The 21694-nt window shown below is 59.9% G+C and carries 21 protein-coding genes and 1 tRNA gene; 15 read left to right on the top strand and 7 right to left on the bottom strand.

Translation table 11 applies throughout. The features are described from left to right. Positions 1-53 precede the first annotated feature (53 nt). The gene (locus DH08_RS09705) at positions 54-1196 is read right to left on the bottom strand and encodes a hypothetical protein (protein WP_192179104.1); all 1143 of its coding nucleotides are present in this window, start codon (positions 1194-1196) and stop codon (positions 54-56) included. 351 nt (positions 1197-1547) lie between these two features. Here DH08_RS09705 and DH08_RS09700 point away from each other — a divergent pair. Beyond that, positions 1548-1623 (top strand) — tRNA-Thr (locus DH08_RS09700). A gap of 165 nt (positions 1624-1788) precedes the next feature. Next, the gene (locus tag DH08_RS09695; protein ID WP_192179103.1) at positions 1789-3003 is read left to right on the top strand and encodes a tyrosine-type recombinase/integrase; all 1215 of its coding nucleotides are present in this window, start codon (positions 1789-1791) and stop codon (positions 3001-3003) included. A 204-nt stretch (positions 3004-3207) separates the two neighbouring features. Here DH08_RS09695 and DH08_RS09690 read toward each other — a convergent pair whose 3' ends face one another. The 3 genes from DH08_RS09690 to DH08_RS09680 form a co-directional block, all read right to left on the bottom strand. After that, the gene (locus tag DH08_RS09690; protein ID WP_192179102.1) at positions 3208-3618 is read right to left on the bottom strand and encodes a hypothetical protein; all 411 of its coding nucleotides are present in this window, start codon (positions 3616-3618) and stop codon (positions 3208-3210) included. Next, entirely contained in the window at positions 3615-3746 is a 132-nt protein-coding gene (locus tag DH08_RS36180; RefSeq protein WP_428338292.1) for a hypothetical protein, read from the bottom strand. The genes DH08_RS09690 and DH08_RS36180 overlap by 4 nt, the downstream gene beginning before the upstream one ends. A gap of 217 nt (positions 3747-3963) precedes the next feature. Then, on the bottom strand, positions 3964-4953 hold the full coding sequence (locus DH08_RS09680) for a zinc-dependent alcohol dehydrogenase family protein (protein ID WP_192179101.1): 990 nt from the start codon (positions 4951-4953) through the stop codon (positions 3964-3966). A 103-nt stretch (positions 4954-5056) separates the two neighbouring features. Here DH08_RS09680 and DH08_RS09675 point away from each other — a divergent pair, with 103 nt between their 5' ends. Continuing rightward, entirely contained in the window at positions 5057-5959 is a 903-nt protein-coding gene (locus DH08_RS09675) for a LysR family transcriptional regulator (RefSeq protein ID WP_192179100.1), read from the top strand. Between the two features lie 114 nt (positions 5960-6073). On the opposite strand, the gene DH08_RS09670 is transcribed toward DH08_RS09675, so the two are convergent. The 3 genes from DH08_RS09670 to DH08_RS09660 all read right to left on the bottom strand — a co-directional run bounded on the left by DH08_RS09670 (position 6074) and on the right by DH08_RS09660 (position 9724). Further along, on the bottom strand, positions 6074-7195 hold the full coding sequence (locus DH08_RS09670) for a branched-chain amino acid ABC transporter substrate-binding protein (protein ID WP_192179099.1): 1122 nt from the start codon (positions 7193-7195) through the stop codon (positions 6074-6076). Between the two features lie 135 nt (positions 7196-7330). Continuing rightward, positions 7331-7822 carry a hypothetical protein gene (locus tag DH08_RS09665; protein ID WP_192179098.1) on the bottom strand — a complete coding sequence of 164 codons (492 nt, stop codon included), beginning with the start codon at positions 7820-7822 and terminating at the stop codon, positions 7331-7333. 267 nt (positions 7823-8089) lie between these two features. Continuing rightward, positions 8090-9724: a sigma-54 interaction domain-containing protein gene (locus DH08_RS09660; protein ID WP_345892371.1), complete on the bottom strand. Its 1635-nt coding sequence runs from the start codon at positions 9722-9724 to the stop codon at positions 8090-8092. Positions 9725-10003: 279 nt separating this feature from the next. Between DH08_RS09660 and DH08_RS09655 the strand changes: the two genes are divergently transcribed. The 12 genes from DH08_RS09655 to DH08_RS09600 all read left to right on the top strand — a co-directional run bounded on the left by DH08_RS09655 (position 10004) and on the right by DH08_RS09600 (position 21589). Beyond that, on the top strand, positions 10004-11194 hold the full coding sequence (locus DH08_RS09655) for a CaiB/BaiF CoA transferase family protein (protein WP_210328605.1): 1191 nt from the start codon (positions 10004-10006) through the stop codon (positions 11192-11194). Then, positions 11191-11517 carry an NIPSNAP family protein gene (locus DH08_RS09650; RefSeq protein ID WP_192179096.1) on the top strand — a complete coding sequence of 109 codons (327 nt, stop codon included), beginning with the start codon at positions 11191-11193 and terminating at the stop codon, positions 11515-11517. Before DH08_RS09655 ends, DH08_RS09650 begins: the two co-directional genes overlap by 4 nt. A 73-nt stretch (positions 11518-11590) precedes the next feature. Further along, positions 11591-12370, top strand: coding sequence for an enoyl-CoA hydratase-related protein (locus tag DH08_RS09645; RefSeq protein WP_192179095.1), 780 nt, complete (start codon positions 11591-11593; stop codon positions 12368-12370). Between the two features lie 5 nt (positions 12371-12375). Next, positions 12376-13992: a class I adenylate-forming enzyme family protein gene (locus tag DH08_RS09640; RefSeq protein WP_192179094.1), complete on the top strand. Its 1617-nt coding sequence runs from the start codon at positions 12376-12378 to the stop codon at positions 13990-13992. Positions 13993-14009: 17 nt separating this feature from the next. Next, positions 14010-14756, top strand: coding sequence for an enoyl-CoA hydratase/isomerase family protein (locus tag DH08_RS09635; RefSeq protein WP_246800758.1), 747 nt, complete (start codon positions 14010-14012; stop codon positions 14754-14756). Further along, positions 14749-15456, top strand: coding sequence for an SDR family NAD(P)-dependent oxidoreductase (locus DH08_RS09630; protein WP_192179092.1), 708 nt, complete (start codon positions 14749-14751; stop codon positions 15454-15456). Before DH08_RS09635 ends, DH08_RS09630 begins: the two co-directional genes overlap by 8 nt. Further along, the gene (locus DH08_RS09625; RefSeq protein ID WP_192179091.1) at positions 15456-16622 is read left to right on the top strand and encodes an acyl-CoA dehydrogenase family protein; all 1167 of its coding nucleotides are present in this window, start codon (positions 15456-15458) and stop codon (positions 16620-16622) included. The genes DH08_RS09630 and DH08_RS09625 overlap by 1 nt, the downstream gene beginning before the upstream one ends. After that, positions 16619-17497 carry a 3-hydroxyacyl-CoA dehydrogenase family protein gene (locus DH08_RS09620; protein ID WP_192179090.1) on the top strand — a complete coding sequence of 293 codons (879 nt, stop codon included), beginning with the start codon at positions 16619-16621 and terminating at the stop codon, positions 17495-17497. The genes DH08_RS09625 and DH08_RS09620 overlap by 4 nt, the downstream gene beginning before the upstream one ends. A gap of 1 nt (position 17498) precedes the next feature. Continuing rightward, positions 17499-18134, top strand: a complete 636-nt coding sequence (locus DH08_RS09615; RefSeq protein WP_192179089.1) for a 3-hydroxyacyl-CoA dehydrogenase family protein — start codon at positions 17499-17501, stop codon at positions 18132-18134. 2 nt (positions 18135-18136) lie between these two features. Beyond that, a complete protein-coding gene (locus tag DH08_RS09610) occupies positions 18137-19297 on the top strand; it encodes a CaiB/BaiF CoA transferase family protein (protein ID WP_192179088.1) in 1161 nt (386 codons plus the stop codon). Then, positions 19297-20748 carry a 3-hydroxyacyl-CoA dehydrogenase gene (locus DH08_RS09605; RefSeq protein WP_192179087.1) on the top strand — a complete coding sequence of 484 codons (1452 nt, stop codon included), beginning with the start codon at positions 19297-19299 and terminating at the stop codon, positions 20746-20748. The genes DH08_RS09610 and DH08_RS09605 overlap by 1 nt, the downstream gene beginning before the upstream one ends. A 37-nt stretch (positions 20749-20785) precedes the next feature. After that, a complete protein-coding gene (locus DH08_RS09600; protein WP_192179086.1) occupies positions 20786-21589 on the top strand; it encodes an SDR family NAD(P)-dependent oxidoreductase in 804 nt (267 codons plus the stop codon). The last annotated feature ends 105 nt before the right edge of the window (positions 21590-21694 follow it).

The following is a 21694-nucleotide window of genomic DNA, read 5'->3' as shown; positions in this document are numbered from 1 at the left end:
GCCCAAAGTGTGCAGCGGTTTTGGGATAACGACACGCGCTGAAACAACAAGATTTACTGCGCGATCGAGACGCGGATCTCGTAGATGTCGACCGACTTGCCCTGCTTGTCGAAGTCGGAATTGATGGCGATCGTGCCGGCGGCGCCGGGGGCCTTGTCCGGAAACTGCACGTCGAACAGATACTCGTTGCGCTCGTTGCCGACGGCATAGCGCTTGCGGCCGCAATCGCCGAGTTCGCCGAAATTGCAATCGACCGAAATCTGCGTCTCCTTGCCCTCTTCGGAACGGGCGACAATGTCGAACACGGCGTGCTTGCCGGCAAGCTTTTCCAGTACGCCCTGGCCGACATCGAAGGCGATGGCCGAGCCGGAGGTGCCGGAGCGGATGCGCAGGAACGAACCGGTGTCGTCCTCCATCACCTCGGCCTTGGCATCGGAGGGTGCCGCGACATGGGTCGGGTCGGCAGGCGAAAACACATTGATCCAGTCACGCGCCAGTTCGTCCTCGCCCGACTTTTCCGGCGAGCCGGCAGGCGGCGTGAAGTCGTCATCCTCGACCGTCGGCGGCGCTTCGGGTGGGGCCGTGTCGAGCTGGGCCGGCGTCTTGAACACGCCGGTCTGCTTGGCAAAATAGAGGCCGATGCCGGCCGCGGCGAGCAGCGTCACGCCGAGGAAGATCGCGGTCAGCGGCAGGCGCCGCCCTCTTATGCGCCGCTCATCGCGGTCCGGCGCCACCTCGGCCTCGCCGCTCTCCGTCGAGACGGCGGCCGGGGAATCGAGCGCCGGCGCACCGGGAAGAACCGCATCCGGCATGATGTCGGGAACGACAGGCAGGACGCGCGACCTTGGCGCGTCGGATGCAGGCGGCTGGACCGGCCCGTCGATGACGACAGCGGGTGACGGCGCGGCTTCAGCCGCAGCCACCGTCGGCGCCTCCACGGCGGGCGCTGCCGCGTCAGTTTCCGTCTGCAGGGCAATATCCGGAACCGCCGGCAGGAATTCGGATTCGATCTCGGTGATCTTGGCCTGCACCGCCTTGCGGCGCTTGATGGCGACTTCCACCGTCACATTCGGATTGGCCTGGAGCACGCGGTCCAGCGCGGCAAAGGCCGAGCGGTAGACCCGCTCGCGAAACGCACGGTCCTCGGCATTGCCCTTGTCGAAGGCGTTGCGGATCGCTTTTTCGATCGGGTCCAAGCGAATTCCCTCTGCACGTTCGCTCACATTGCCATGATCGTTAGCCGCAGGCGACCAATCAATCAACAAGCGAGCGGCCGCATTCTGCCCCGGGCATGCATCCAGGGCCGATTTCGGCGGTTTTCAGCAAGAGAATCAACAGATTTCGCCAGATCACCCGGTGCCTTCGAGCGCAACCTGCCCGCGCGCCGCCCGCCGAGCAGGTGGCGGATGCGTGCGGTGGGAGTTCGGTTCTGCGTGGAACGCCAACACGAATTGCCGCGTCCCGACCTGAATTCGCGGCCGCCCATCTTGAATTCCCGCCTGGTTGAGTCTATCACGCAGCCCATCTTGGAGGCCTCGGCTTCCCGGGCCGCTTTAGCTCAGTTGGTAGAGCACATCATTCGTAATGATGGGGTCAGGTGTTCGAGTCACCTAAGCGGCACCATTACCTCATCCGACTTCGTCCAACTAAGTCGGGAAATGGTCCTAAATTCCTGGGCTTAGCGCAGAACGTCGTTCACTGAACTCCAGCAATGTCCGGTTGCATTCGACCAAAATGGGGGTATCGTTGGGGGTATCGAAACGCTAGCTTTGAGCGATACCCCCAAAAATGCCCCTTACAGATGTTGCTGTTCGAGCAATTAAGCCTAGTGGCAAGGATCGAAAGGTGGCGGATGCCAACGGCCTGTTTTTGCTGGTAACGGCAAAGGGTGCTCGGCTTTGGCGGCTAAAATATCGGTTTGACAACAAGGAGAAAACGCTCGCTTTCGGCGCTTACCCGGACGTCGGCTTGGCCGAAGCGCGTATGAAGCGAGATGATGCTAAGCGCTTGCTGCGAGATGGAGTCGACCCAAGCGCTCAAAAACGTCTCGACAAAATAACCGGCGCGCTGGCACGCGCTAATACTTTCAACGCAGTTGCAGACGAATACGTTGTCTTGCAGAAGCGCAAAGGTCGTTCTCCTGCGACGATTGTCAAAACAGAATGGGTCATCGACCTTGCGCGTCCGACGCTGGGTCCGCGGCCTATGAATGCAATCACGGCACCCGAGATCCTTGTGGCGTTGCGCCAGGTTGAAAAGCGCGGGCGACTGGAGACTGCTCGCAGAATGCGCGGGGTTATCGGAGCAATCTTTCGCTTCGGCATCGCGTCGGCTCTTTGTGACACCGACCCCACTCAAGCGTTGAGAGGAGCTATAGCGGGCCCACAAACGAGGCATCATGCCGCCATCCTCGAAGCCAAAGCGTTTGGAGGGCTTCTCAGGGCGATCCGTACGTACGATGGCACGCCGGAGGTCCGGATGGCGCTCGAACTATCCGCGCTGTTGTTTCCGCGCCCTGGCGAGCTTCGGCAGGCGGAATGGGACGAATTCGATCTAAGCGCCGGCTTGTGGACGGTGCCTCCAGGACGAATGAAAATGCGCCGTGAGCATCGAGTACCGCTGGCGAATCAAGCGGTCGCGCTGCTACGCGACCTACATTCGATTACGGGCTGGGGAACTTTGCTATTCCCGTCGGTTCGGTCCGGCAAGAAGCCTTTATCCGATAACGCTCTGAATGCGGCGTTGCGGCGGATGGGCTTCACAAAGAAAGAGGCAACCGCTCATGGCTTCCGCGCCACGGCCAGCACGTTGCTTAATGAAAGCGGCAAGTGGTCGGTTGACGCGATAGAACGGCAGCTGGCGCATAAGGACGCCGATGCAGTGAGGCGAGCATACCATCGCGGTGACCACTGGGACGAACGTGTTCAAATGATGCAATCGTGGGCAGATCTGGTCGATACTATGCGCGCAGGGCAGGAGCCTTCAGAGCGACATGGTAGCTAGCGACGCCCACTCCCCATCGTTGCCCCTAATCCCATGTTTTCGTTATAGAAATATGAGACTCGAGTCTTCTTCCCCCCAATAAATCTCGCTCCCGCGGTCGAAGGTTCATGTGGCGCGAGATCGACTGGCGATCGTGGATCGGGAAACGATCGCCTCGCTCTACCTTCTCTTGACGTCGACAAAGTGGCCTGTCTGCCGGTGGGTTCATTTTCGGGGCCTGGTTCTCAGATATGGGGACATCACAGGTTCAAATCCTGTCGGGTGCGCCAATGATTTCAATACTTTATGCGCGTCGCGGTAGTTTTCGTGGGCCATATCCACGGCGAGGAAGAGAGCGGGCGGCAAAGGCGCTATCGAGGCTGTTGCGGCACGCAAGTCGCCCAGTTGTCCTGGCGTGTTCGAATGCGTGCGGCCGTCCGAAGCCGTGTATGACGGCGTGGATTCTTCGTTGTCCTGCCACCGCGGGCTTGCGCAGCCTTTTCCGCTGGCGGCCGAACGGTGCTCCTTCGCCGTCGTGCTGTCGATCATCTGCATGTCGCCTGGATTGACCGCGAAGAGAGTTGCAAGCAGACCCTGCCACAGAAAGCGCCCTGCCCCAGCGATGGAACCGATCATAGGGGCAGTCGAACGATGCCGCTGATGACGCGGCGATCGTCCACCCGTCGCGCGCCGGGGCGGTTCCTCGGCAGCAATGGTTCGATCGCTGTCCACTGCAGATCGCTCAGCCAGAATTCACCCGCCATGATCCAAAGTCCGCTGTTCAAGCTTGAATCACGAAACTTAGAGACCAATCGATGATCTGATTGGTTTGAGGCCGAATGCAGATCTATCCTGCGCAAGCAATCGCAGCGCCGACCGGCGCTGCGGCCAAGCGCCGCAGCATTCGGGCTTTCTGCGTCTGACAATCATTGAAGATACCCACCCGACTGCGCGGTGCCAGACCGGAGTTCGCATATCCGGTCAAACCGTCACGACAACCTTGCCGAATTGTTCGTTCGACTCCAGGTAGCGATGCGCATCGACGATCTGCTCGAACGCGAATGTCTTGGCGATGACCGGCTTGAGCGCTCCCGACTTCAGACCGCCGAGAATGAAGGTCTTCGCAGCCTCGAGTTTCACCGGATCGCGGACGATTTCGTGGACTAGGTAGCCACGCAGCGTCAGTGTCTTGGCCAGAACGGTGAACAAAGGAAAGGGCGTCGGCTCAGGGCTCAAGCCACCAAATTCGAGCAAAATGCCGCCCGGAGCCATCGCCGCCGTCAGCGGCTCGAAGATCGGACCACCGATGGGATCCAGGACAACGCGAACGCCATTGGGACCGGCGATTTCGGTGAGCCGGGACAGAAGGTCTTCTTCAGCCTGCGCAATGACATGCACTGCACCGAAGTCGATCAGAGCCTGTTTCTTGGCTGAAGTCCGTGTCACGACGATTGGTGTCGCGCCCACCATTTTTGCGATCTGGATGGCGGCAAGGCCAACGCTGCTCGAGCCCGCGGTGATGACCACGAAATCCTTGCTGGTGAGCTTGGCGATGTCAATCAGCGCGCCATAGGCCGTCAGGTACTTCATCCAGACCGCAGCCGCTTCTTCCCAGCTAAGCGTCTCCGGGTGCTTGACCACATGCTCAACGGGGAAGTTGATGAGTTCGCCGTAGGTCGGCCAGCGCAACATCGAGATCGGCGGCACGAGACTGACGCCATCGCCTGCTTTGAAGCCTTTGACGCCTGCTCCTACCGACTCGACGATACCCGCTGCTTCCAGCCCCAGACGCGAGGGAAAAGTAGGTGTCTCGATATAGGTGCCCGCGCGCAACAGCGCTTCGGCACGGTTGAGACCTAGCGCCTTCACGCGGATCTGAACTTCGTTTGGACCAGGTGCCGGGACATCGATGTCTTCGACGCGAAGAACCTCTGGACCACCAGTTTTATGAAAACGTATGACGCGTGCCATTCGATTGAACTCCAAAATATTTGAACCGAATAGGCTATGCCATCTGGTTTTTGATGGATAAATGCCACTACTGGCACGACTGTAGAAACCAGGGGTTTTGAATATGGATCGTCTCGCAAGCATGGCGGTGTTCGTCAAAGCCGTTGACCTTGGCTCGTTCGCGGCGGCGGCGGCCGCGCTCGAACTATCCGCTCCGATGATCGGCAAGCATGTGCGGCTTCTGGAGGAGCGTCTGGGTATGCGTCTGCTCAATCGGACCACACGCCGCCAGGGCCTGACCGAATTCGGCCGCGCCTATTATGAACGCTGCCGGGTGGTGCTCGCCGAAGCCGACGCCGCCGATGCACTCGCCGCCGACCAGTTGTCCGAGCCGCGAGGAAGGCTGCGTGTCACCATGCCCGCCCATTTCGGCCGGCACTGCGTAACGCCAATCCTGCTGGAGCTGGCGAGGCGCTATCCCGCGCTGGAAATGGATCTTTCACTTACCGACCGCTTCGCGGACCTTGCCGAGGATGGCTACGACCTTGCCATCCGCACCGGCGATCTGCAGGACAGGGCCGGGGTCATCTCGCGGCGCGTAGCGAGCCAGCGCATGGTCGTCTGCGCCGCCCCATCCTATCTCGAGAAACACGGTCGGCCGTGCCGGATAGAGGATCTCGGCGGCCATCGTGCCATTATCTACCACCGCTCAGGTCGTACCGTTCAGCCATGGCTGTTTCCGCTCGGCAACCAACCGCCCATGCAGGTCATGCCGCTCGGTCGGCTGCGGCTCGACGATCTGGACGCGATCGCCGAAGCCGCAGTTGTCGGAATGGGACTTGCCTGGCTTCCGTCGTGGCTGGTGCGCGAACGCATTCAGGCCGGACTGCTTGTCCCGCTGTTGGTGGACCAGCCAGACTTTCTTTACGACTGCCATGCCTTGTGGCTGCAGACGCCTCATTTGCCGCTAAAGGTACGTCTTGCCGTCGATGCATTGGCGGCCACGCTGCCGAAGCTTGTCGCGTGAGGCACCTAACCCGGGGCGAGACCGCATCCATGCCGGCCTCTCTCCCGGCCTGAACTCTAAGCCAACACCGTAGGCTGGGCACGCATCGGCTGCGGCGAAAGGCCAGCTTCGGCGCTACGATCCGAGCGGCTTGTAAATGTAAGCCCCGTCCGCGGTCTTCACCCATTCATACATAATATAACCAGGCAGTTTGGGGTCGCCCTTTTCGTCAAACGCCAAGTCGCCGAGTACGGACTTGAACGGACCTTTCTCGTGCATGGCTTTGGCAACCGTTATCGGGTCGTTTGAACCTGCGACGGTCGCTGCTGCGGCAATGACTTGCACTGCCGCGTAAGAATAAAGCGTATAGGCCTCGGGGTTGAAACCGGCGGCATTGAATGTGTCGACCACCTGCTTGTTTGCGGGATCAAGTCTCGGGTCTGGACCAAACGTGTTGAGCGTCCCGACAACCGCATCGCCCGCGATCGCAGAGAGCTCGTTTGAAACGATGCCATCTCCAGAAACAAGCTTCGCCTTCAGGCCCTGGTCTCCCATCTGTCGGATCAGCAAACCGGCTTCGGTGTGCATGCCACCCCAGTAGACTACCGAAACGCCGGCTTCCTTCATCTTGCCGATCAGCGCGGAAAAGTCCTTTTCCCCAAAATTCACGCCTTCATACATCGCCTCCTTAAGCCCGCCGGCATTGATGACCTTGCGGGTCTCGTCGGCGAGGCCTTGGCCACCAGGTGTCTTATCATGAGCGATCGCGATTTTCGCGTCCTTGAATGTCTCGACAAGATACTTGCCGGCGACGGTGCTCTGCTGGTCGTCTCGGCCGCATGTCCGAAATACATTCCAGAGGCCTCGCTCAGTGAACTCCGGCTTTGTTGCTGCTGGCGTGATCTGAACGATGCCGTTTTCCGCATAGACGTCGGATGCCGGGATCGAGACGCCGGCGTTGAAGTGGCCCACAACAAACTTCACGCCATCGGCCGCGAACTTGTTGGCGACGGAGATGCCTTGTTTCGGGTCCGAGGCATCGTCGCCGACCGTCAGAACAATCATCTCGCCATTGACGCCGCCAGCCGCATTGATTGCGTCGACGGCGAACTGCGCGCCCTTTTGGAGCTGCGCGCCAAACGCTGCATTCGGCCCGGTAACCGGTCCGGCGACGCCGATCAACAAATCGGCCTTCGCCAAGTTGGAAAAGGACAAAACGGCGGTGAGCGTCAAGGCCAACACAACAGTCTTCTTCATTCATAGTCTCCCATTTTATGAGTGGGACGCGGTATTTTCCTGCGATGCCCACTTCATCGCAGGAAATGCTTCCCAGTCCCGCGCAACGGCTGCCGCGCGGACAAGGTATCGAGTTCTGAATGCCGCGCTGGTGCGTCAGCGCACCAGGGTGAATTCAGCAGGGCGCTTGGTGATGGCCAGCAACGATATCGGCCTATAGATGGCTTCGTTCACGCCAACAGGCGCGCCCAGGAGCTTGTCATTCGACTCCACGGAAATGCCTAGGAACGGAGAGTGGCGGTCAAGACCGACTGATTTGTGCCAGGTCGTCTCAGGCCGGACCGCCTCGAGCTCTGCCTGCTTCGCTTCGGCGACCCTTTCGGAGAGGCCCTCAAACGAAACGAGGCGCAGGAATTGGCCATCTTCCAGGCGTGGCGCCGTAACGGATGCTCCACTCAAGGTGGCGAAGAGATCGCGGCTCCAGTCGATGATGTATGGCTTCCATTCGAAGAAGCCCCAATCGCTGGTGTATTCGACGGTGTCGAAAGCATTGGCCGAGGACAGGGTCCAGAATGCCAGGTAGTCGCGACCAACGCCTGATGTGCGATGAAAGCGCTGGACGGTTAGAAAATGCGGCTTTCGCAGCATCTGAGCTAGCTTTGGTCCGCTGTACCAATCGTTCCACGCCGTCTCGCGAGACGCGTCATTGAAATTGCAGCGAACGATGTAGGCTAGGTTCATCGCAAACGTCCTCTATCAAGGATCCATCCGAAGGGAACTCCCTCTATAGCTTGCACCATGCAATAGCCGCGCCAATTTGCCTGCGGCCTAGGGAAAGCGCACGCCTCAGCGCGTGTTGACCCTGCCATAGACAGAGTGTCCACGGTGACGACAGAACGTGTCGTCGCTGATGCACTATTGTTCGGCTTCGCCCAGAATCTTGTAGAGATAGGAGCGCGAGATACCGAGTTCCTGAGCAACCCGCTTCTTGTTGCCATTGCACATTTGCATGGCGTCCCGAACGAGATCGATCTCGGCGCGTTCGACCGCATCCTTCAGGCGGGAGATCGTCGGTCTGGTGGGCGACGCCATAACCGAAACTGGTTGCGCCGCGACCGTGCGACGATCGCTGTGCCGCGCCAGCGTCTCTGTGGTGATGAGACCCTCTTCGGCGAACACAAAAGCGCGTTCGATCTCGTGCCGCAGTTGCCTGACGTTGCCCGGCCAGGGTTGCTCCATGAGATAGGTGATTGCGCTTGCCGTAATTTGCGGCGCGGGCTGGCGATGAATGCGCGATATCTCCTGGAGGAAATGCGACACAAGCAGCTCGATGTCGTCGACACGGCTGCGCAAGGGCGGCACTTCGAGGACGATCGGCGAGATGCGGTAGTACAGATCGAGCCTGAACTTCTCTTCCGACACGAAGGTATGAAGGTCGCGATTGGTTGCGGTCACCAAGCGGAAATCGACCTGCCGCGGCCGTTCGCCTCCGACACGCTCCACGACGCGGTCTTGCAGTACCCTGAGCAGCTTGGCCTGGACATCGAGCGGCATGTCGCCGACTTCGTCCAAAAAAATGGTGCCATCGGCGGCCTGCTCAAACTTGCCCTTCCTGCCCTTTTTGTCGGCACCGGTGAAGGCGCCAGCTTCATAGCCGAAGAGTTCCGACTCAACCAACGTCGCCGGCAGCGCCGCGGCGTTGACCATTACCAACGGATTATCGCGGCGCGGGCTCAGGCGATGAAGGGAATGGGCTACGAGCTCCTTGCCGGTTCCGCTTTCGCCACGAATGAGCACCGGAATCTCCAAAGGCGCCACTTTGGTAATCTCGCTCTTCAGTCGGCGCATCGGCTCGCTGTCGCCAATCAGATCGTCAAGGCCGTAGCTGCGACGCCGCAACGCCGCCGCGTCGCGGCGATGAAATTCCACCTCGCTTTCCAGAGTGCTGATGCGATTGCTGAGCGCGGTCACTTGTTCCGGACCCTTGAACATGACCCGCCCAACCGCACCAACGACCTTGCCGTCGCGCAGGATGGGAAGGCGCGACACAACCCGCTCGACGCCTTTCATCCGCTGGATTTCGCCGACTTCAGCTCGTCCCGTCCGCACAACGGTGTCGAGGCGGGTATTTTCGATCACCTGGCGCACAGGTCGCCCATTTGCTTCGCCATGCTTCAGTCCGAAGAAGGCTTCATGTACGGGTGACACGTAGACGACCCGTGCATTCGCGTCGACGACAGTCATCGCATCGAACGGATCGGTGATAAGCTTCTCGATAATGTCCGCAGCGAAATCCACCGATCCGATGAACTCAAGCAAAGCGTCGCGAGCTATGCTGATCAGGACGAGATGGCCCTTTGCAACGGGGGCAACAAGCACTGCGTATTGGCGACGATCGAGGGTCAAAGGCTGAAGGCGTCGTGTGGCTGCTTCCTCGATCCAGGCAGGGTCGGTAGCAAGCGTCTGAACTCTCGGATCTGCGCCGACTCCCGACGAGAAGGCGACCCCTTTTCCCTGCTGCGTTACGACAATCCCATCAATGGCCGACACCAGATATCTCCAACTGCTGTGTCTTCGACAGAGACACAGGCAAACGGTGTCGTGTAGCACTCGGCGACAAATCTAGCCAGCTAAACCTGAGGATTGGAAATTTCCAAGCCCCACAGCTGTAATGTTCGCCAATGTGTAGCAGCTAAAAGCAGTTTGGCATGCGAATTGCTCATTGCTTGGTGATATAGCTTCGCAAGGCATCAAATGGCAGATCGCGCACACATTCGAGACTTCCCGTTGGCGAAGCTTCCCAGCCCAAATTGCGGGCCTAGCTTCGACATGCTGAAGGGCATTCGGGTTTTGGATCTGTCAACATCAATTGCCGGCCCCTATTCGGCAATGCTGTTGGGCGACATGGGTGCCGATGTCATCAAGGTCGAGCGTCCAGGCGGCGACGACGCGCGCGCCTGGGGCCCGCCGTTTCTCGATGACCAGTCCCTGTGGTTCCTCAGCGTCAACCGCAACAAGCGCAGCGTCGTTCTCGACTATGCAACGCCAGAGGGGCTGGTTGCACTGCGTGATCTGGTCAGCTGCTGTGATGTGATGATCGTCAACACCCCGGCACCCGTCGCCAGGAAGCTCGGCATCGACGCTGACGCATTGCGCGCTTTGAACCCAAGGCTCGTCTATGCGTCAATCACCGGTTTCGGGATGGAAGGCGAGCGCGCGGACTGGCCCTGTTACGACCTGATCGCCGAAGGCTATTCAGGCATCATGGATATCACCGGTGAAATGACCGGCGAGCCCCAGAAAATCGGTGCGCCCGCTGCCGACATGTTGGCGGGACAAGACGCCGCTTTCGCCGCGACAGCCGCACTACTGAGACGTATGTCAACGGGCACCGGCGGATGCGTGGATGTCGCTCTGGTGGATTCAATGGTGAGATTCCTTGCCTGCCGGGTCGTTCCGCATTTGGGCTCGGGAGAAGTGCCCAGGCGCTCTGGCGGAAAAGACAGCGTCATCGCTATCTACCAATCCTTCCAGACGGCGGACCATCCGATCACGCTGGGACTTGGCAACGACAAGATCTGGGGGCGTTTCTGGCAGGTTCTCGGCAAGCCTGAATTTGGCGGCAGCCAACGGTTCTCAACCAATGCCGAGCGCCGCGAGGCGAGGCCCGAGATTGTGGCCGCGATCCAAGAAATGTTGCTCACTCAAACACGCGCGCACTGGCTTTCATTGTTTCGCCGGGCTCGCATTCCGGCAGGCCCCATCAACCGTATCGACGAAGTTGCGGCCGATCCCGAATTGCAACAGCGGGGACTGTTCTACAGCCTCCGGTCCGAGGGACGACTGATTCCACAGGTCGGCACAGGTATTCGCGTCGACGACGAGGCAAACTTCGCTCGCCTGCCTCCGCCAAGGCTGGGAGAACACACCGACGAGATTCTTCGCGCATTGCTTGGATACGACGATCGCCAGATAGCAGCGCTCCGCAGCGGCAACGGCACGGAAGGAGGAACTCGATGATCTACGAATTACGGGTCTATCGAGCATCCGTCGGCAATTTGCCGGCGCTGCTCAAGCGTTTTGAGACGACAACGCTGAACCTGTGGGAAAAGCACGGTATCCGTCAGGTCGGCTTCTTTACCACGATGGTTGGTGCATCGAACAACGATTTGACCTACCTCATCGCGTGGGAATCGCTTGCGGAGCGCGAGCAGAGGTGGACCGCATTTCAGAGCGATCCGGACTGGATTTCGGCCCGAGCGGAAACCGACAGAAACGGCGCGCTCACAGCGAACATCACCAACCAGATTCTTCAGCCGACCGCATTTTCGAAGCTATCGTAAACGCCTGCAAAATATGATGAAATCGGCCCAGACACCTCGCGCGGCCCGGCGCAGCGCCAACTGAGAAAACGCGATGACCTACGAAACCATAACCTACGAAGAAGACGGGCCGATCGGCACGATTACACTCAATCGCCCTGATGACGGCAATATGTTCAATGTCACCATGTGTCACGAGCTACGCGACGTGATTGAGTTGATCCGGCGCGAGACCAGGACCCGGGTCATCGTCCTGACAGGCGCCGGTGAGCAGTTCTTCTGTCTCGGTGGGCGCAAGGATGGGATGGAGGATACCAACCTTTACGCGGGCACGCTCCCGACGCTCGAAATGTACGAGGCGATCGACAAATTGCAAAAGCCGGTGATCGCCTCGGTGAACGGTTTCGCAGTCGGCGGCGGCAACGTCTTGCAGATGGTTTGTGACTGCACAATCGCGAAGGAAAGCGCGATCTTTCGCCAGGTTGGCCCGATGGTCGGCTCCTTCGATGCCGGTTATGGGACGTGGTATCTTGAAGACCTTGTCGGCAAGAAGCGGGCAAAGGAGATCTGGTACCGCAATCCGAAGATCGCGGCGCGCGAGGCGCTGGAGATGGGATTGATCAACAAGGTGGTTCCCGACGCCGCGCTGAAAGACGAAACACGCAAGTTCGCACTTGAAATCGCCGAGCGTGGGTCCTTTGCATTGGCATCGATCAAGGCGGCCTTCAACGCCCGCCACGGTGGCGTATCCGGCCTGTCGCGAATGGCCCACGACCTGCTTCTTCGGGCCTATCTCGAGACTGACGAAAGTCACGAACTTGGCAGTGCGTTCGCCGAACGCCGCAAGCCCGACCCTTCGAAGTTCGGGGGCTGACGCAGATGCGACCGTTCCTGACGCTGCATCACCCCGCGGTGGCACGCCAATATTATGAGGACGGCCTGTGGCAGTCCGACACATTCTATTCGCTTCTGTGCCGAAACGCACAAGAGCGGCCCGACGACTTGGCTCTGCAGGATGGGCGCAAATCGTTGAGCTGGGCCGAAGTGTTGGCTCAGGTCGACGGAGTGGCCGCTGATCTTAGGATCTATGGACTTGTCCGCGGCGATCGAGTGTCGATCTGGATGTCGAACAAGGTCGAGGCCGTCATTCTTTTCCTTGCTTGCGCTCGCGAGGGCTTCGCGTGCAACCCTTCACTGCACCGGACATACACCTGCGCCGAAGTTGGAGCGCTGATGGAGCGCGTGTCGGCACGCGTGCTGCTCACGGAGAACGGCTGGGGAGCCGATCGCTCGACAACGAGGTTCGATGCGGTGCTGGCGGGCGTTCGCTCGTTGAAAATGGTCTATACGCCTGAGAGTTTTCCCAAGGCTGCACCCAATCTGACCGAACCTTCGGATGATCCCGACAAGGTCGTCTACCTCGCATTTACCTCGGGCACGACGGGCACCCCGAAATGCGTGATGCATTCGGACAATACGCTCCTCGCAAACGCCCGCGAACTTGTACGCGACTGGGGCCACGGGCCTGAGACTGTGATGTTGACGCTTGCCCCGCTCTCACATCACATCGCGTGGGTAGCGGTCGCACAGTGGTTGCTGGCGGGATGTCGGTTCGTAACCGACGATGCGCCGAGTGGTGCCACCCGGCTGGATTGGATCATGCGCACCAAGGCGACTTATGTGCTTGGCGTTCCGACCCATGCGATGGACATCCTCGCCGAGCAGCAAGCACGCGGACTGCCGCGTCTCGGCAATGTCGATATTTTCTACATGGCAGGTTCACCAATACCCCCGTCAGTCGCCAGCGCGTTTCTTTCCCAGGGCATCAAAGCGCAAAACGTCTATGGCATGACCGAAAACTCGTCACACCAGTACACACACCCCGATGACGATGAGACAACGATCGTCAACACGTGCGGACGCGGCGGCAGCGCGTATCGAGTGCAGATATTCGACTCCGTGGATGCTGATCTTCCCGCGAAACCTGGCGAAGTGGGCCAGATCGGCGGCAAGGGACCTTCCTTGATGCTGGGCTATTTCGACAATCAGGTCGCGACCGAGACGAGCTTCAATCGCGACGGCTGGTTTTTGTCCGGAGACCTGGGCTCAACCGACGAGCATGGCAATCTGCGTATTGAGGGGCGCATCAAAGACCTGATCATCCGAGGTGGACACAACATCTACCCCGCCCATATCGAAGCACTGGCGCTGCGGCATGAAAGCGTCGACCGCGCGGCATGTTTCCCTGTTGCAGACACACGTCTGGGCGAACGCGTCTGCATCGCGATCATTGGCGACATCGAACCGGACGACTTGCTCGACTATCTGGCCCAACAGGGATTGTCGCGCTTCGACATGCCTGAATATTTTGTTCGACTGAACGAATTTCCGCTCACACCGAGCGGAAAAGTCTTGAAGCGCGAGCTGGTCGAAAGCGTCAAGAGCAACGAGATCAGACCGATCGCCATTCGCTACAAGACGCGGGTGGACGCATGACAATCGACATATCGACATTGGGCGATTGCGCCCTCATCACATTGAACCGTCCTGAGAAGCTCAATGCGCTCTCCTTTGCGATTCTAGCCGAACTGGACGCTGCATTGACGGAGGTTGACAAGCGACCGGTGCGCGCACTGGTCATAACCGGCGCTGGCGAAAAGGCATTCTGCGCGGGAGCCGACATCGATGAGCTGCGAGGCCGCACACTTGTCGAACAAAAAAGTAGCGCCGAGTTTGGCCAGGCAGTTTTCGAGCGGCTTTCCAACCTTCGGATTGTCTCGATCGCCTGCATAAACGGCTACGCTTTTGGCGGCGGACTGGAGCTCGCGCTGGCCTGCACCTTCCGCATCGCCACCGCGCACGCCCGCATGGCGCTTCCAGAAATCAAGCTCGGGCTGATCCCCGGATATGGCGGAACGCAACGTCTGCCGCGGCTGATTGGCGAGGGGCGCGCCACGGAACTGATCCTGACTGGTCGCACCATCGGAGTGCAGGAGGCCGAGCGTATCGGGCTGGTCAATCGTATCGTCGACGGCGACGCAGTCGAGGCCGCGATCGCATTCGCCGGGGAGTTCACCGCGCACAGCCTGGTCGCGCTGCAGCTGGCGCGGTCAGCCGTCGCGCGCGCTTTGGACTTGCCTGTCAATCAAGGGTTGAAGGTCGAGGCCGATCTCTCCACCCTTGCCTACCAGACACGCGACGCCGAGGAAGGCATGGCTGCCTTCCTCGAAAAGCGCAAACCGGAGTTTCGCGATGAGTAGGCCGCAGATTGTGGTGACCGGGGCCAGCCGAGGTATTGGCGCGGCGATCGCGGCAGAGTTGGATCGCCGGGGTTTTGCCGTAGCGGGTCTGTCGCGATCGGGCGAGGCGCCGGTAGGCTATGGGCTGATCTGCGACGTTGGCAACCTTGCCTCGGTCGAGGCGGCGATCGAAACGGTCAAGGCAAAAGGTCCGATCGTCGGTTTGGTCAATGCGGCGGGAGCCCATGCTTCGAAGCGGAGCACCGAGCTCGAGGTGGACGAGTTCGAGGCGATGATGCATCTCAATGCGACATCGGTGCTAGCCGTCTCTCAGAAAACCTATCCCCATCTTGCCGAAACCGGCGACGCTCTGATCGTCAACATCGGCTCTTTCCTCGACAAGATGGCGGTGCCGGAAAACGTTGCCTATTGCGCATCGAAAGCGGCCGTTGGCGCAATCACCAGATGTCTTGCAGCAGAATGGGCGAGAGATGGCATTCGGGTGATGAATGTCGCGCCCGGCTACATCGAGACAGATCTCAATCGCGACTTCCTGGCCAGAGACAAGATCAAAGCCTGGCTCGATAAGAGAGTTCCTGTCGGGCGTGTCGGCCAGCCTCCCGAAGTGGCGCAACTGGTCGGCGCCCTGTTCAGTGAGAACATCGGATTTTTGAGCGGCGAGACAATCTACCTCGATGGCGTGCAGGGGGCCTATCTCTGATGAAAATCCTCGACCGACTCGACAGCCGCCGCAACTGGTCCGCCGACGAACAGCTGGTGCTCGACCAGGTGCGGCGTCTGGCCAACGACGTGATCGCACCACACGCCGAGCGCTATGACCGCACCGGGGATTTTCCCTCGGATAACATAGACGCGATCAACGCGCTCGGCCTGAATGCCATCTTCATTCCCGAAGCCTATGGCGGCGCGCCGATGTCGTATCGCCTTTATCTGGAGGTGGTGAAGACAATCAGCGAGGCATGTGCGTCGACCGGCATCATCTACGCCACCAACTTCCACAGTATGAAACCACTGGTTGATTTCGGCAGCGAGGAACAGAAGCAGCGGCTGCTGCCACGGATCGCCGAGGGTGGGCTCGGTTCGCTCGCGATCACGGAGAGTGCGGCAGGCTCCGATGCGACTGGTATGACGACGCGCTTCCGGCCAGACGGCGACAACATCATCATCGAAGGCAGCAAGCTTTTTATCACCAGCGGCGATGTCGCCGATCTCATTCTTCTGTTCGGCAAATGGAGCGACATCGACGATCCAAGGAAGTCGATTTCGACACTAGTCTTTGAGAAAGACACACCCGGCTTCGAGGTCATCCGGCTGGAAGACAAGATGGGCCATCGCGCTTCGTCGACCGCGGCGATTGCCTTCAAGGAGTGCCGTGTGCCGCGCGACAATTTGATCGGCGATCCGGGCGACGGTTTGAGAATCCTGCTTGGCTCGCTCAACAAATCCCGCCCAAGCATCGCCGCCCATGCGCTGGGCATTGCACGGGCCGCGTTCAAGGATTCGGTTGGCTACATCAACGAGCGCCGACAATTCGGCAAGGCTATCATCGACTTCCAAAGCAGCCAGTTCACCATCGCGGACCTCGCAACCGAGCTGGCCATGGCCGAACTTTGGCTGGACCATGTCGCCAGCCTTGTCGAGGATGGCGAGACTGACTTCGGCATCGAGGCCTCGATAGCCAAGATGCGTGCCTCGGACCTGGCGATGCGGGCGGCAACCGAGGCCGTCCAGATGCATGGCGGCTATGGCTACTGCAAGGACTATCGTGTCGAGCGTCTGATGCGCGACGCCAAGATTACGCAGATCTGGGAAGGCACCAACCAGATACATCGACAACTTATCGGCCGGAGCTTTGTTTCCAGATGACAGCAATTCGAACCGTTGGAATTTGCGGCGCCGGTGGCACCATGGGCGCCGGCATTGCCATAGTCGCCGCGCGCGGAGGCTTCAACACAATCTCCTATGACCGGTCACAGGAGGCTCTCGAGCGGTCCCACAATGCAACCATCGCATTCTTCGAGAAATCCGTAGAGCGGGGAAAGATGACTCCCGGCGAGCGAGGTCGGACGGTCAAAGCCATGCGCTCAACGACCGATTTGGACGTGCTGGGCGAATGCGATCTCATCATCGAGGCTGTGTTCGAGGAGCTCTCAGTGAAGCGCGACCTGCTGCGCGCGCTTGACGCGGTCTGCGAACCGCGGACGATCTTTGCCTCGAACACGTCGACCCTTTCGATCACAGAGATAGCCGCCGGATCAAAGCGTCCCCACAAGGTCGTCGGGATGCACTTCTGCCTTCCGGCGCAATTGATGAAACTGATCGAAATGTCGCCTGGTCTGCTCACATCCGAAGAGACGTTTCAGTCAGCCTGGCAGTGGACGCTGGCGTGTGGACAGATCCCCGTCAAGACGCAGGACAAGCCGGGCTTCATCCTGAATGCATTGCTTGTGCCCTTCAACAACGACGCCATTCGGGCGGTTGAGGCGGGTGTGGCCTCGGCAGCCGACATCGACAAGGCGCTCAAGACGGCGCTTGGCTACAAGATGGGACCCCTGGAACTGATCGATCTTATCGGGCTCGATACCCAGGTTCGCCTGTCGGAAGCCTTCTATCCAATCACCCTTGACGGCCGTGCAGCCGCACCGCCGCTGCTGCGCAGAATGGTTGCGGCCGGTCTTCTCGGCCGCAAGTCGGGTCAAGGCTTCTTTCGCTATGAAGGCGAAGCGATGTTTGGAGCTTAAGATGCACTATGCAATTATCAAAGCAGGCGAAAGCCCGTCGTTTCCAGACGGCGACCCGTTCCTAGCGGCGGGCGTAGCGGTCAGCCAAGCGGAAGCTGTGATCTATCTGGCTGGCGCGAAACTTGCCCACAACGATGCCAAGAGCGTTGTCTTGGTCGAACTCGGCAATGAAAGCCTGGGGGAGCACACCGGGGAATTGCTCGGCGAAGAGGGCTCCAACGTGGTTGGTTTTGCCCGCTACCGCAACGGGTTGGATGCTCCGTCGAGCCTGGTCGAACTGGTGGTTCAATCACGGACACCGCAAGATGCTGTTGCCGCCGCGCGCTCGATTTTCGAAGCTGCCGGTCTGGTGGTCGCGATTTGCACGGATCAGGCGGGGCGGATCGTAGATCGCCTTGTTCGGCCAAAATACAATGCAGCTCTACGGCTGCTCGATGAAGGATTGGCCATACAGAAGGATATCGACCTCACTTGCCGGCTTGGGCTTGGCTATCCAGATGGGCCGATCGAGCGAGCTGTCCGCGGCGGACTCGTTCATCATCATGACATCACAAAAGCGCTCTTCGAGACCTACGGCACGCCTGGCTATGCACCTGCGAGGCGCGCCGTTGTTGCTGCGCGCCGGCGGGAGTCCTGACAATGAGACCGCTCGCAGGCATCACTGTTCTCGATTTCTCGACGCTTCTGCCCGGCCCGCTGGCGTCGCTCCTGCTGGCTGAAGCAGGAGCTGACGTCATCAAGATCGAGCGTCCGGGCACTGGCGAGGACATGCGCGGCTACGCACCAAACTGGGGGCGTGAGAGCGTCAATTTCTCGCTGTTGAACCGAGGCAAGAAAAGTCTAGCGCTGAACCTCAAGGATCCCGGCGATCGCCGGGTGTTGCGCCCCTTGCTTGAAAAAGCCGATGTCCTGATCGAGCAGTTCCGACCGGGCGTCATGACCAAGCTCGGCCTCGACTACGAGACCGTCGCCGTAATGAATCCCGGGATCATCTACTGTTCCATCACCGGCTATGGCCAGGATGGATCGAAACGTGACCTTGCGGGTCACGATCTGAACTATATCGGCGATACAGGGCTTTTGAGCCTGTCGATGGGTTCGTCCGCTGATCCAGTGGTGCCACCCGCCTTGATCGCCGACATTGCCGGCGGCACTTATCCGGCGGTTATGAACATCCTGCTTGCGCTTTTTGAAAAGCGCCTCACCGGCAAGGGCCGGCGTCTGGACGTGGCGATGACGGACAATCTGTTCACCTTCATGTACTGGGCGATCGGCAATGGGCTGGCATCCGGCCAGTGGCCCGGCAACGGGACGGACCTAGTCACGGGCGGAACTCCACGCTATCGGCTCTATCCCACGGCCGATGGAAAGGTCGTCGCGGCGGCGCCAATCGAGGAGAAATTCTGGCAGACATTCTGCGAGATTATCGAGCTCGAAGCCGATCTGCGAGACGACACGCGGAACGCTGACAAGACCGGTCATCGCGCGGCTGAAATCATTCGCTCGAGGCCTGCTGAGCACTGGCGCCATCGCTTCGCCGGCAAAGACTGCTGCTGCTCCATCGTCGTGAGCATCGAGGAGGCCCTCAACGACCCTCATTTCAAGGCGCGGGGCATCTTCGAGCACAGGCTCGTCAACGAAGAAGGAGCGACCATGCCCGCGCTGCCGGTGCCGATAGACGCCGCCTTCAGGGCGAACCCACAAACGGCAGTCGCCGCCCCAACTCTGGGCTCCGAAAACGAGAAGCACTCGAAAGCGTCTGGCCGCGGGGCCGTCGTTGTGTCTGGGGAGACGGCTTGATGACCGCACTTTCGATAGACGCAATTGTCGCAATCGCGGGTGCGGGCGCGATGGGGTCCGGCATCGCTCAAGTGGCCGCGGAAGCTGGACATCGTGTGCTGCTTTTTGACGCCTTCGAAGGGGCGGCGCAGCGCGGGCGTGACGGCATTGCCGCGAGCCTGACCATCCAGGTTGCGAAAGGCCGCTTGGAGAGCGCCGATCGTGATAGAATCCTTGATCGGATTGAACCCGTAAACGACCTGGACGGACTGGCCGATGCACGCCTCTTTGTCGAAGCCGTCACCGAAGATCTTGAGATAAAGCGTGCTTTGCTTCGCGAGATCGAACGACGCGTCGGCCCCGAAACCATCCTTGCAACCAACACTTCCTCGCTGTCGATCACGGCCATCGCCGCTGGTCTTGACGACCCAAGTCGGTGCGTTGGCATGCATTTCTTCAACCCGGCGCCGCTGATGAAGCTGGTCGAGGTCGTTGCGGGCGCAGCCACCTCTGCCGCGATCATCGATACGATTGCAGACACAGCCGAGGCATGGGGTAAGAAAGCCGTGTGCTGCCGATCCACTCCTGGCTTCATCGTCAATCGCATCGCCCGGCCTTACTATGGCGAAGCGTTGCGCATTCTCGAGGAAAGTGTTGCGGATATCGCCACCATCGACTCGCTCATGACGCAAAGCGGCGGCTTCCGCATGGGGCCGTTCGCTCTGATGGACCTGATCGGCAACGATGTTAACTTTGCTGTCACACGGTCCATCTTCGAGGCCTATTTCGGGGACCCGCGCTATCGCCCGTCGTTGATCCAGAAGGATCTCGTCGATGCGGGCTGGCTCGGCCGCAAGTCGGGTCGCGGTTTCTACAACTATTCGGAAAAGCCGTCCGCCGCCAATGACGCATCCTCAGGTTCGCGGTCCAACCGGCCGATCCTGGCAGCGCTTGGAGGCGGTCGGGCGGTAAGGATCGATGGTGTAAGCATTCTCCAGACAGATGGGCGAACTGCCGCTGAACTAGAGATTGCCATTGGCCTGCCAGTGGTCCTGCACGACCTCATTTTGGATACCCAGGGTCTCACGCGGGTCGGCATAGCCGTCTCGCCAAATGTCTCGAATGAGGCGCTCGACAGGATTGTCAATGCGCTGCGGGCAGAAGGCCTGGACGTTTCGCAGGTAGCCGATCATCCAGGGATGGTCGTCATGCGTATCGTTGCCATGCTGGTGAACGAGGCCTTCGAGGCGCTTCTTCACAAGGTGGCGTCCGCGCAAGCCATCGATCTGGCGATGTGCTTTGGCGTCAATTATCCGGTTGGGCCAATAGCGTGGGGAGAGCGGATCGGCCTGTCGACTGTCCTTTCAGTCATCGAGGCGCTTTTCGACGCAACACGTGACAGCCGCTATCGCCCTTCGCTGGGGCTGCGCAATGCGGTCAACCACCAGCGAGCAATGGCCCTGCCGGCTTAGGCAGTCCGCGGCAAACCGGACACTTCAGGAGAGTTCTATGAAACGGATGGCTGGGAAAGTCGTTCTCATTACCGGCGCAGCCGGGGGACAAGGTGCGGCCGAGGCTCAGCTTTTTGCGGCTGAAGGTGCGTCACTGATACTGACGGACGTTGCAGGACCAAGACTGGCAGAGCTGTGCGCTGGGATCGAAGCGTCAGGCGGCAAGGCGACATGGTGCGAGTACGACGTACGCGACGAGGCCGGTTGGGAGACAGCGGTATCGCTCGCACGGACGCGCTTCGGAGGCTTACATGCGCTGATCAACAATGCGGGCACGATCAGCCGGCAAGGCATAGCCAACACGCAGCTCAGTGATTGGCACCGGACCATGGACGTCAACCTGACCGGCGCGATGCTCGGGATGAAGCATGCCGCTCCCGCCATGCGTGACTCTGGCGGCGGCTCGATCGTCAATGTCTCATCGACTGCTGGGCTTAGCGCGCATTACGATGCCGCCTACACAGCCAGTAAATGGGCCTTGCGTGGCCTGACAAAGTCGGCCTCGATTGAATTCGTCGAGTGGAACATACGCGTCAACTCGATCCATCCTGGGCAAATTCTCGACACCGCGTTCTATCGGGAAGGCCAGGCCGGGCACGCTGAATCGGGGCGCCGTGCAGTTCCCATGCAGCGTCAGGGAACGCCGCTCGAATGTGCGCAGCTGGTGCTTTTTCTCGCTAGCGACGAGGCGACGTATATCACTGGCGCAGAAATCGCCATCGATGGCGGCTATTCGGCCGGCGGCGCACTCTGGCTGCGAAACAAGCTGCGCGACGCACTCGCGGCCGGCCAGATTGTGTAACCGCTATCATTGTCTTGGCGCACAATGTTCAGCAGGTAATCCCTGGAAGTCGGGGCAGGGACAGTCCAGCTACGATGCCTGTTTGCGAGGTGGAGACCACCGTCT

The organism is Mesorhizobium amorphae (genome assembly GCF_014843845.1).
Taxonomy (GTDB): domain Bacteria; phylum Pseudomonadota; class Alphaproteobacteria; order Rhizobiales; family Rhizobiaceae; genus Mesorhizobium; species Mesorhizobium amorphae_A.
The sequence above is the reverse complement of the archived record's forward strand: the minus strand, read 5'-3'. Positions and strand labels throughout refer to the sequence as shown.

Excerpts from the sequence above, each read along its gene's own strand:
- DH08_RS09695 (WP_192179103.1), top strand. The coding sequence starts at position 1,789 with ATGCCCCTTACAGATGTTGCTGTTCGAGCAATTAAGCCTAGTGGCAAG.
- DH08_RS09690 (WP_192179102.1), bottom strand. The coding sequence starts at position 3,618 with ATGATCGGTTCCATCGCTGGGGCAGGGCGCTTTCTGTGGCAGGGTCTG.
- DH08_RS36180 (WP_428338292.1), bottom strand. The coding sequence starts at position 3,746 with ATGGCGGGTGAATTCTGGCTGAGCGATCTGCAGTGGACAGCGATCGAA.
- DH08_RS09680 (WP_192179101.1), bottom strand. The coding sequence starts at position 4,953 with ATGGCACGCGTCATACGTTTTCATAAAACTGGTGGTCCAGAGGTTCTT.
- DH08_RS09675 (WP_192179100.1), top strand. The coding sequence starts at position 5,057 with ATGGATCGTCTCGCAAGCATGGCGGTGTTCGTCAAAGCCGTTGACCTT.
- DH08_RS09670 (WP_192179099.1), bottom strand. The coding sequence starts at position 7,195 with ATGAAGAAGACTGTTGTGTTGGCCTTGACGCTCACCGCCGTTTTGTCC.
- DH08_RS09665 (WP_192179098.1), bottom strand. The coding sequence starts at position 7,822 with ATGCTGCGAAAGCCGCATTTTCTAACCGTCCAGCGCTTTCATCGCACA.
- DH08_RS09655 (WP_210328605.1), top strand. The coding sequence starts at position 10,004 with ATGCTGAAGGGCATTCGGGTTTTGGATCTGTCAACATCAATTGCCGGC.
- DH08_RS09650 (WP_192179096.1), top strand. The coding sequence starts at position 11,191 with ATGATCTACGAATTACGGGTCTATCGAGCATCCGTCGGCAATTTGCCG.
- DH08_RS09645 (WP_192179095.1), top strand. The coding sequence starts at position 11,591 with ATGACCTACGAAACCATAACCTACGAAGAAGACGGGCCGATCGGCACG.
- DH08_RS09640 (WP_192179094.1), top strand. The coding sequence starts at position 12,376 with ATGCGACCGTTCCTGACGCTGCATCACCCCGCGGTGGCACGCCAATAT.
- DH08_RS09630 (WP_192179092.1), top strand. The coding sequence starts at position 14,749 with ATGAGTAGGCCGCAGATTGTGGTGACCGGGGCCAGCCGAGGTATTGGC.
- DH08_RS09625 (WP_192179091.1), top strand. The coding sequence starts at position 15,456 with ATGAAAATCCTCGACCGACTCGACAGCCGCCGCAACTGGTCCGCCGAC.
- DH08_RS09620 (WP_192179090.1), top strand. The coding sequence starts at position 16,619 with ATGACAGCAATTCGAACCGTTGGAATTTGCGGCGCCGGTGGCACCATG.
- DH08_RS09615 (WP_192179089.1), top strand. The coding sequence starts at position 17,499 with ATGCACTATGCAATTATCAAAGCAGGCGAAAGCCCGTCGTTTCCAGAC.
- DH08_RS09610 (WP_192179088.1), top strand. The coding sequence starts at position 18,137 with ATGAGACCGCTCGCAGGCATCACTGTTCTCGATTTCTCGACGCTTCTG.
- DH08_RS09605 (WP_192179087.1), top strand. The coding sequence starts at position 19,297 with ATGACCGCACTTTCGATAGACGCAATTGTCGCAATCGCGGGTGCGGGC.
- DH08_RS09600 (WP_192179086.1), top strand. The coding sequence starts at position 20,786 with ATGAAACGGATGGCTGGGAAAGTCGTTCTCATTACCGGCGCAGCCGGG.